The organism is Streptomyces sp. NPDC007189, assembly GCF_040703635.1.
Lineage (GTDB): Bacteria > Actinomycetota > Actinomycetes > Streptomycetales > Streptomycetaceae > Streptomyces.
The window spans coordinates 671,047-679,683 of record NZ_JBEYEY010000001.1; the positions used below are offsets into that span (position 1 = coordinate 671,047).

Annotated in this window: 9 protein-coding genes; 4 read left to right on the forward strand and 5 right to left on the reverse strand. The window is 72.0% G+C overall.

Translation table 11 applies throughout. The annotated features are described in order from the left end of the window. Positions 1-26: 26 nt before the first annotated feature. Genes AB0950_RS03150 through AB0950_RS03170 form a run of 5 tightly spaced genes read right to left on the reverse strand, consistent with a single transcriptional unit; the run spans position 27 to position 3,934 of the window. Positions 27-587 (reverse strand): NADH-quinone oxidoreductase subunit I, encoded by a 561-nt coding sequence (locus AB0950_RS03150; RefSeq protein WP_330338368.1) that lies wholly within the window; start codon positions 585-587, stop codon positions 27-29. Then, positions 587-1,555 (reverse strand): complex I subunit 1 family protein, encoded by a 969-nt coding sequence (locus AB0950_RS03155; protein WP_360149741.1) that lies wholly within the window; start codon positions 1,553-1,555, stop codon positions 587-589. Before AB0950_RS03155 ends, AB0950_RS03150 begins: the two co-directional genes overlap by 1 nt. Further along, positions 1,552-2,931, reverse strand: a complete 1,380-nt coding sequence (locus AB0950_RS03160) for an NADH-quinone oxidoreductase subunit C (protein WP_366777653.1) — start codon at positions 2,929-2,931, stop codon at positions 1,552-1,554. Before AB0950_RS03160 ends, AB0950_RS03155 begins: the two co-directional genes overlap by 4 nt. Next, a complete protein-coding gene (locus AB0950_RS03165) occupies positions 2,928-3,524 on the reverse strand; it encodes an NADH-quinone oxidoreductase subunit B family protein (protein WP_360149747.1) in 597 nt (198 codons plus the stop codon). The genes AB0950_RS03160 and AB0950_RS03165 overlap by 4 nt, the downstream gene beginning before the upstream one ends. Next, positions 3,515-3,934 (reverse strand): NADH-quinone oxidoreductase subunit A, encoded by a 420-nt coding sequence (locus AB0950_RS03170; RefSeq protein ID WP_360149750.1) that lies wholly within the window; start codon positions 3,932-3,934, stop codon positions 3,515-3,517. The genes AB0950_RS03165 and AB0950_RS03170 overlap by 10 nt, the downstream gene beginning before the upstream one ends. A 244-nt stretch (positions 3,935-4,178) precedes the next feature. On the opposite strand from AB0950_RS03170, the gene AB0950_RS03175 reads away from it, so the two are divergent. The 4 genes from AB0950_RS03175 to AB0950_RS03190 all read left to right on the forward strand — a co-directional run. Then, positions 4,179-5,360 (forward strand): sensor domain-containing protein, encoded by a 1,182-nt coding sequence (locus AB0950_RS03175; protein WP_360574667.1) that lies wholly within the window; start codon positions 4,179-4,181, stop codon positions 5,358-5,360. 291 nt (positions 5,361-5,651) lie between these two features. After that, positions 5,652-6,998, forward strand: coding sequence for a sensor domain-containing protein (locus tag AB0950_RS03180; protein ID WP_360574668.1), 1,347 nt, complete (start codon positions 5,652-5,654; stop codon positions 6,996-6,998). Between the two features lie 130 nt (positions 6,999-7,128). Beyond that, positions 7,129-7,818, forward strand: a complete 690-nt coding sequence (locus AB0950_RS03185) for a response regulator transcription factor (RefSeq protein ID WP_360574669.1) — start codon at positions 7,129-7,131, stop codon at positions 7,816-7,818. A gap of 288 nt (positions 7,819-8,106) precedes the next feature. Beyond that, a partial coding sequence (locus tag AB0950_RS03190; RefSeq protein WP_366777655.1) for a 2-oxoacid:acceptor oxidoreductase family protein occupies positions 8,107-8,637 on the forward strand: 531 nt, incomplete at its 3' end.

Genomic DNA, 8,637 nt, shown 5'->3' on the forward strand with positions numbered 1-8,637 from the left:
GGCGAGGCCGACGGCTGCGGCGGGGCTCACGACTCGCCTCCCTGCGGCTCCTGCGGCTCGGCCTGCGCGGCCGCCAGCTTCTCGGCGGTCTTGCGGGCGGCGGCGATCTCCTTGGGCTCCTCGGCGGCGGGGTCCAGGGCCGGCGGGGCCGGCACGGTCCACATCCACTCGCGCAGCTTGTCCCGCTCGTGGGTGAGATCGCGGATGTCGGTCTCGGCGTACTCGAACTCCGGGGACCAGAACAGCGCGTCGAAAGGACAGACCTCGATGCAGATACCGCAGTACATGCACAGGGAGAAGTCGATGGCGAACCGGTCGAGGACGTTACGGCTGCGCTCGCGGCCGCCCGGGGCGGCCGGCGGGACGGTCTCCTTGTGGGAGTCGATGTAGATGCACCAGTCCGGGCACTCGCGGGCGCAGAGCATGCAGACCGTGCAGTTCTCCTCGAACAGACCGATGACACCGCGGGTGCGGGGCGGCAGTTCGGGCTGGGCGTCCGGGTACTGCTCGGTGACCGTCTTCCGGGTCATCGTGCGCAGGGTGACGGCCAGGCCCTTGGCGAGGCCGCTGCCAGGGATGGGGGCCACTAGGAGATCACCACCTTGACGATGCCGGTGAGGGCGATCTGGGCGAGGGAGAGGGGGACGAGCAGTGTCCAGGACAGCTTCTGGAGCTGGTCCTCGCGCAGGCGGGGGTAGGTGACGCGGAGCCAGATGACGAGGAAGGCGAGGACCGCGGTCTTCAGCAGGGTCCACAGCCAGCCCAGGCCGTCGTGGCCCCAGGGGCCGTGCCAGCCGCCCAGGAAGAGGACGGTGGTCAGGCCGCACAGGACGACGATGCCGGCGTACTCGGCGAGGAGGAACAGTGCGAAGCGCAGGCCGGTGTACTCGGTGTACGCGCCGAAGATGATCTCCGAGTCGGCGACCGGCATGTCGAACGGCGGGCGCTGCAGCTCGGCGAGACCGGCGACGAAGAAGACGGCGGCGCCGGCGATCTGCCACGGCACCCACCACCAGTGGAAGGCGTGCAGGATGCCGGGCAGGGAGACCGTGCCCGCCGCCATGGCGACCGAGGCCGCGGCGAGCAGCATCGGAAGTTCGTAGGCGAGCAGTTGGGCGGCCGTGCGCAGACCGCCGAGCAGGGAGAACTTGTTCGCGCTGGCCCAGCCGGCCATGAGCGAGCCGAGCACGCCGACGCCCATCACCGCGAGCACGAAGAACACGCCCGCGTCCAGGACCTGGCCGACGGCGCCCTCACTCGGGCCGATCGGGATGGCGAGCAGCACCAGGAGGTACGGCAGCAGGGCCACGGCGGGGGCGAGCTGGAAGACTCGGCGGTCGGCGCCGGCCGGGACCACGTCCTCCTTCTGCGCGAACTTCACACCGTCCGCGATGAGCTGGGCCCAGCCGTGGAAGCCGCCCGCGTACATCGGGCCGAGACGGCCCTGCATGTGGGCCATCACCTTGTGCTCGGTCTGGCCCACGATCAGCGGGAAGGTGAGGAAGACCACGAACACGAGCAGGAGTCGCAGGGCGACGTCCAACACGCCGTTCACTGCGTGCCTCCTGTGGGGTCGTGGGGGTCGTCACCGGGTCGGGGTTTGGGGTCGCCGGGTTCGGCAGCGGAGTCCCCCGGTTCGGGGGCGGGTTCGGCGGGTGCGGGGCTGTCGGGGGCGGGCTGTCCGGAGGGGCCACTTGACGCCTCCGGCTGCTCGCGCTGCGGCTCCGGTCGCTCTTGCTCCGGCTCCGGCGGCTCGCCCTGCGGCTGCGACTCGGCCTTCGGTTCCGGTCCCGGCTCCTCGAAGGCCGGGCGGGCGTGGTGCCAGGGGGCGTCCGAGCTGCGGGGGGTGATGGGACGGCGGGGCGGGGTGTCCGGGTCCGACGGTGTGTGCGGCTGTGCCTGATCCGCGGCCTGCGGCTGCTCCTCCGGCTTCGGGGCCGGGGTCTCGGGGCGCTGGGATGCCGAACCCTCGGAGGCGCTGCGGGCGCGGCGCGGACGGGGGGACGGCGCCGGGGTGGGCTCGTGGGCCACGGAGGCCTCGGCGGCCGGGCCCTCCGTCGTGCCCTGGTCCGCCTGGCTCTCGGTCGCGGCCTGCTCCCCGGTCTGGCTGGCCGAGCCCTCGCTCGCGCTGCGCATCCGGCGCGGACGCGCGCCGGCGGCACCCCCGGTAACACCGGCGGCACCAGCAGCACCAGTAGTCTCCCCGGCACCGGTCGTCTGGCTCGCCGAGCCCTCCGCCGCCGTGCGGGTGCGCCGGACCGGGCGCTCCGGACGCTCCGGGCGCTCGCCGGCCGTGCCCGCACGCGCGGGGCGTTCGCTCGCCGGGCGGCCCGCGCCCCGGGCCGGGCGGGCCGGGGCAGGGGGGAGCTGGCCCTTGAGGGGGCCCCACTCGTTGGGGTCCGGTACGCCCGGGGGCAGCATCTGACGGCGCTTGGGGCCGCCGTGCTCGGACTCGCCGGGCTCCTTGGCGCCGGGCCAGGCCTTGGCCACGCGCGCGGCGAGGACGAAGTCCTTGCGGAGGGGATGGCCCTCGAAGTTCTCGGGGAGGAGGAGGTGTTCCAGGCCGGGGTGGCCTTCGAAGCGGACGCCGAACATCTCGTGGGTCTCGCGCTCGTGCCAGGCGGCGCCCGCGTAGACGCCGACGGCGGAGGGCAGTACGGGCGCGTCGTGCGGGACGGTCGTACGGACGAGGAGCCGGCGGACCGGCGAGAGGGCGACGACGTGCGCGGACACGCGAAAGCCCGTGCCCGGTTCGTCGACCGCGCTCAGCCAGTCGAAGTAGGTGCAGCCCAGGGTCGTACGGGCCGTCTCCAGGGCGGTGAGCCAGGAGGACGCGGGCACGTCGACGGTCAGGAGGTCGTACGCCTCCTCGGCCGTGGCGTCCGTGCCGAAGAGGTCCTCGGCCGGGGCGGGCAGCCAGCCGACAGTCACGGGGCATCACCTTCAGCGGCCGGTACCGGCGGCTTCACCAGGTCACTGGTCAGGGCGGCCGCGGACGGGCGGACCTCGCCGTACCGCTCCCCCAGCGACTCGCGGGCGATCTTCTCCTGGAGCTTGAGGATGCCCTGGAGCAGGGCCTCGGGGCGCGGCGGGCAGCCGGGGACGTACACGTCCACGGGGATGATCTGGTCGACGCCCTTGGTGACGGAGTAGGAGTCCCAGTAGGGGCCGCCGCAGTTGGAGCAGGCGCCGAAGGAGATGACGTACTTGGGTTCCGGCATCTGCTCGTACAGGCGCTTGACCGCCGGGGCCATCTTGTCGGTGACCGTGCCGGAGACCACCATCAGGTCGGCCTGGCGCGGGCCCGGCGCGAAGGGGATCACGCCGAGGCGGATGAAGTCGTGGCGGGCCATCGACGCGGCGATGAACTCGATGGCGCAGCAGGCGAGGCCGAAGTTGAAGACCCACAGCGAGTAGCGGCGGCCCCAGTTCAGGATCACCTTCATCGGCTCGGGGGCCAGGCGGGCCAGAGCGCCCAGCCTCTTCGGCTCGGGCAGGTACACGGGCTCCGGGTTCACGTCCATGCCAGGACGCCCTTCTTGTATGCGTACAGCAGGCCCACGGCGAGGAAGCCGAGGAAGAGGAACATCTCCACGAGCGTCGTCGCGCCGTAGCCGGGGGCGGCGAAGACCGTCGCCCAGGGGAACAGGAAGATCGAGTCGACCGCGAAGATCACGTACAGGAAGGCGTAGACGTAGTAGCGGACCTGGGTGTGGGCCCAGCCCTCGCCGACGGGGTCGACGCCGCATTCGTAGGTCAGCAGTTTCTCAGGGGTCGGCACGACCGGGCGCAGCAGCCGGCCCGCGCCGAAGGCGACCGCGACGAACAGCACGCCGACGAGGGCGAGCAGGCCCACGACCGAGTAGGACCGGAAGTAGCCCGCCGCGATGACGTGCGCCGTGGCGGCCGTCGAGTCCCCCAACGTCTCCCGCACCGTCGTCCCTCGCTCCCTGACCTCGTGACCTGACGCATCCTGCGATGCATGTGATTCGACGATCTGTACGCACGGGAGTCTAGGCCCTGATAAAGACACGGTAAGCAGCCAGTCACGGCATGAGACACGCCATGAGACAGGCGGCGCGGGAAACGCGGCCCGCGCGGGGTGGGGTTTTCCCCCGTCGGCTCAGGGCGGCGTACCGCATGGCGCGCGGAGCCCCGGGCACGGCAGGCTGGCCGGTATGACCGCTACCAGCTCAGCCGTCGACCGGACCGACGGCACCGACCGTCTGCCTCCGATCCGGCCGGCGTACGACGCGCACACGTGGAAGGAGATCCTGCATCTCCTGCTGAACCTGCCCGTGGCGGTGTTCGGCTTCGTCTACGCGATCACCGTGCTGGCCGTCGGCGGGTCGCTGACGATCACCGTCGTCGGCCTGCCGCTGCTCGCGTTGAGCCTGCTGGGCGCCCGACAGCTGGGGAAGCTGGAGCGGGCCCGCGCCCGGTGGCTGCTCGGGGTGCGGGTGGAGGAGCCGACACCGCTGCCGTTCGCGAGGAGCGGCGGGCCGGCGCAGCGGCTGTGGATGGCGCTGAAGGATCCGGTGGGCTGGCGGACGCTGCTGTACGACCTGATCCGGCTGCCCTGGGGCATTCTCACCTTCTGCGCGGTGCTGACCTCGCTGTTCGTGCTGTGGCCGGTGCTGCCGTATCTCACGCGGGGGCTGACGAACGTGGACCGTTTCCTGGTGCGCGGGCTGCTGTCGCCGTCGGACGGGCTGGAGCGCCGTATCGCCGAGCTGGAGTCGGACCGCGGGGTCGTGGTCGACACGGCCGCCGCCGACCTGCGGCGCATCGAACGGGACCTGCACGACGGGGCGCAGGCCCGGCTGGTCAACCTGGCCATGGGGCTCGGTCTGGCCAAGGAGAAGCTGCTGGAGGATCCGGACTCGGCGGCGGCGATGGTGGAGGAGGCGCACGGCGAGGTGAAGCTGGCCCTGCAGGAGCTGCGCGATCTCGCCCGCGGCATCCACCCGGCCGTGCTCACGGACCGGGGTCTGGACGCGGCCCTGTCCTCGGTCGCCACCCGCTGCACCGTGCCGGTGAAGGTGACCGTGGACCTGCCGGACCGCCCGGCGCCGGCCATCGAGGGCATCGCCTACTTCACGGTCTCCGAGCTCCTGCAGAACATCAGCAAGCACAGCCAGGCCCGGTCCGCGTCCGTCGACGTGTGGCGCGCGGAGGACCGGCTGCTCATCCAGGTCCGGGACGACGGCCGGGGCGGCGCCCGCCTCGATGGCGGCACCGGCATGCGCGGCCTCGCGGACCGCCTGGGCGCGGTGGACGGGCTGTTCGTCCTCGACTCGCCGCCGGGCGGCCCGACGGTGGTCACGGCGGAACTGCCGTGGCGGGACCGGGGCGAGTAGGACGGGCTCCGCGTAGGTGCGGATGAGCGGACGGCTCCGCGTGCGCGGACGGCGGCTGCAACCCCCTCGCCGGACCCCTACGACGCCTACGACGATGACGCACAACGGCCCCGGACGCCGTCCGCACCAAGAAGCCCCGGCACCGGCCAACGGCCCGCTCGCCGGAGGCGAGGGGTGGGGAAAACCCCCGCTCCAAGACGCCGACGTACTCCATGGTCCGGAAGGCCCCGCCGCACGAGTCTGGAGACACGGCTGAAGCGCCGCTGGGACGAGGAGAACGGGACGGGATCGATGGCCACGGAGTACGGACACGGGTACTACGGGTACGGGCCGGAGGACGACGAATCCGACGGCCCCCGTCATCGGCTGCCCGCCGCACTGCGGGCGCCCTTCGAGGCGCGCAGTTGGCGCGAGTTCGGCTACGTCCTGCTGAGCCTGCCGATCTCGGTCATGCTGTTCACCTGGACGGTGACCATGGCATCGCTCGGCGCGGGCCTGCTGGTGACCTTCCTCGGCGTCCCGGTGCTCGCGGCGGCGCTGGCCGGCTGCCGGGGGTTCGCGGCGCTGGAACGGGCGCGGGCGCGCGGCCTGCTGCGGCTGGACGTGGCCGAGCCCGAGCCGCTGCGGACGCGCAGGCCGGGACTGGCGGCCTGGATGGGCGCGGTGCTCAAGAGCGGCACGTCGTGGCGGAACCTGTTGTACGCGCTGGTGCAGTTCCCGTGGGCGGTGTTCTCGTTCTCGGTGGTGGTGAGCCTGTGGACGACGGGCTGGGCGCTGCTGACGTACCCGCTGTGGTTCTGGATCTTCCCCGCGTACGCCGGCCAGGGCGGCATCCAGCTGTACGGCGACGAGCACCACAGCGTCTATCTCGACAACCCCTTCGAGATCACCGTGACCGCGCTGGTCGGGCTGGTGTTCACGCTGGTCACGCCGTGGATCGTACGGGCCCTGACGACGGTGGACGGGCTGCTGGTACGGGGTCTGCTGGGGCCGTCGTCGCTGTCGGAGCGGGTGGTGGAGCTGGAGTCGGACCGCGGGGTGGTGGTCGACACGGCCGCGGCCGACCTGCGGCGCATCGAGCGGGACCTGCACGACGGGGCGCAGGCCCGGCTGGTCAGCCTGGCCATGGATCTGGGCCTGGCGAAGGAGAAGCTCAGCGAGGATCCGCAGGCGGCGGCGCGGATGGTGGAGGAGGCGCACGGCGAGGTGAAGACGGCGCTGCAGGAGCTGCGCGATCTGGCCCGCGGCATCCACCCGGCCGTACTGACCGACCGGGGTCTGGACGCGGCGCTGTCCGCGGTCGCCTCCCGCTGCACCGTGCCGGTGCGGGTCGACGTCGACCTGCCGGCCCGGCCGGCGCCGGCCATCGAGGGCATCGCCTACTTCACCGTCTCCGAACTGCTGCAGAACATCAGCAAGCACAGCCGGGCCCGGTCCGCGTCCGTCGACGTGTGGTGCACGGAGGACCGGCTGATGGTGCAGGTCATCGACGACGGCGTGGGCGGCGCGGACGTCTCCCGCGGCTCGGGACTCGCGGGCCTCGCCGGGCGCCTGGACGCCGTGGACGGCGTCCTCGTGGTGGACTCCCCGGCCGGCGGCCCGACCCGGGTGATCGCGGAACTGCCCTGGCGCGCCTGACACGAGCTGCCCCGGCACACCGGACGCGCACCGCGCCGTACGACGACCCAGGATCCACGGGCGGCGCGTACCGAATGCTGGAATGCTTGACCCCCGTACGGACGGACGTCGTCGTGGAGCGGGATCGGGCATGGGGGGCCGGAAGATCGTGGAGGACAGGGTGCGGGTGGTCATCGCCGAGGACTCAGTGCTGCTCAGGGAGGGCCTGACCCGGCTGCTGACCGACCGCGGGCACGACGTCGTGGCCGGCGTCGGCGACGCGGAGGCGCTGGTGAAGACCGTCGCCGACCTGGACGCACAGGGCGAGCTGCCCGACGTGGTGGTGGCGGACGTACGGATGCCGCCGACGCACACCGACGAGGGCGTGCGGGCGGCCGTACGGCTGCGGAAGGCGCATCCGGGGCTCGGGGTGCTGGTGCTGTCGCAGTACGTGGAGGAGCGGTACGCCACCGAGCTGCTGGCCGGCTCCAGCCGGGGCGTGGGCTATCTGCTCAAGGACCGGGTCGCCGAGGTCCGCGAGTTCGTGGACGCGGTGGTGCGGGTGGCCGGGGGCGGTACGGCGCTGGACCCCGAGGTGGTAGCGCAGCTGCTCGGCCGCAGCCGCAAGCAGGACGTGCTGGCGGGGCTGACGCCGCGGGAGCGCGAGGTGCTCGGGCTGATGGCGGAGGGGCGCACGAACTCGGCGATCGCCAAGCAGCTGGTGGTCAGCGACGGCGCCGTGGAGAAGCACGTCAGCAACATCTTCCTGAAGCTCGGCCTGGCTCCGAGCGAAGGGGACCACCGGCGTGTTCTGGCCGTGCTGACCTATCTGAACTCCTGACCGAACGACACTGTGTCAGCGGGGCGTCAGACGGTCCGGCTTCTGTGGATGACGGGTACCCGGAAGGAAGACCGGAGGAGGCAACCGGGAAAGGACGCCCCCACGTCAGCGCCGTGCCGACCCGAAAGCGCCCGCAGCAGCACGCGCAAGCGCCACAGGCCGACTCGAATTGTCGTCCAATCCGTGGATGGCCTCGGGAAGGCGACCCTAACCGACGTAGGGTTGATCCTGGGATGGTCCGTGGGACGACCACGCCCCGGACAGCCGCCTCGAAGGAGGTCCAGTTCAGTGACCAGCCAGGTCAGCAGCCAGGCGGAGCAGGCCGACGGAGCCGTCGTCGGAGAGCAGCGCAAACCGGGTGGTGCCAAGGATGTCCGGCGTCTGGATCGGGTGATCATCCGGTTCGCGGGGGACTCGGGTGACGGTATGCAGCTCACCGGTGACCGGTTCACCTCGGAGACCGCGTCCTTCGGCAACGACCTTTCGACCCTGCCGAACTTTCCCGCCGAGATCCGTGCTCCGGCCGGCACCCTGCCCGGCGTGTCGTCCTTCCAGCTGCACTTCGCCGACCACGACATCCTCACCCCCGGGGACGCGCCGAACGTTTTGGTGGCGATGAACCCGGCCGCGCTGAAGGCGAACATCGCCGATCTGCCGCGCGGCGCGGAGATCATCGTCAACACCGACGAGTTCACCAGACGCGCCCTGCAAAAAGTCGGCTACGAGGTGTCGCCTTTGGAGGACGGCTCGCTGGACGGCTACAGCCTGCACCGGGTGCCGTTGACGACGCTGACGGTTCAGGCGCTCAAGGAGTTCGAC

Bases quoted from the DNA above. Each gene is read 5' to 3' on its own strand.
- AB0950_RS03165 (WP_360149747.1), bottom strand. From the start codon at position 3,524: ATGGACGTGAACCCGGAGCCCGTGTACCTGCCCGAGCCGAAGAGGCTG.
- AB0950_RS03175 (WP_360574667.1), top strand. From the start codon at position 4,179: ATGACCGCTACCAGCTCAGCCGTCGACCGGACCGACGGCACCGACCGT.
- AB0950_RS03180 (WP_360574668.1), top strand. From the start codon at position 5,652: ATGGCCACGGAGTACGGACACGGGTACTACGGGTACGGGCCGGAGGAC.
- AB0950_RS03185 (WP_360574669.1), top strand. From the start codon at position 7,129: ATGGGGGGCCGGAAGATCGTGGAGGACAGGGTGCGGGTGGTCATCGCC.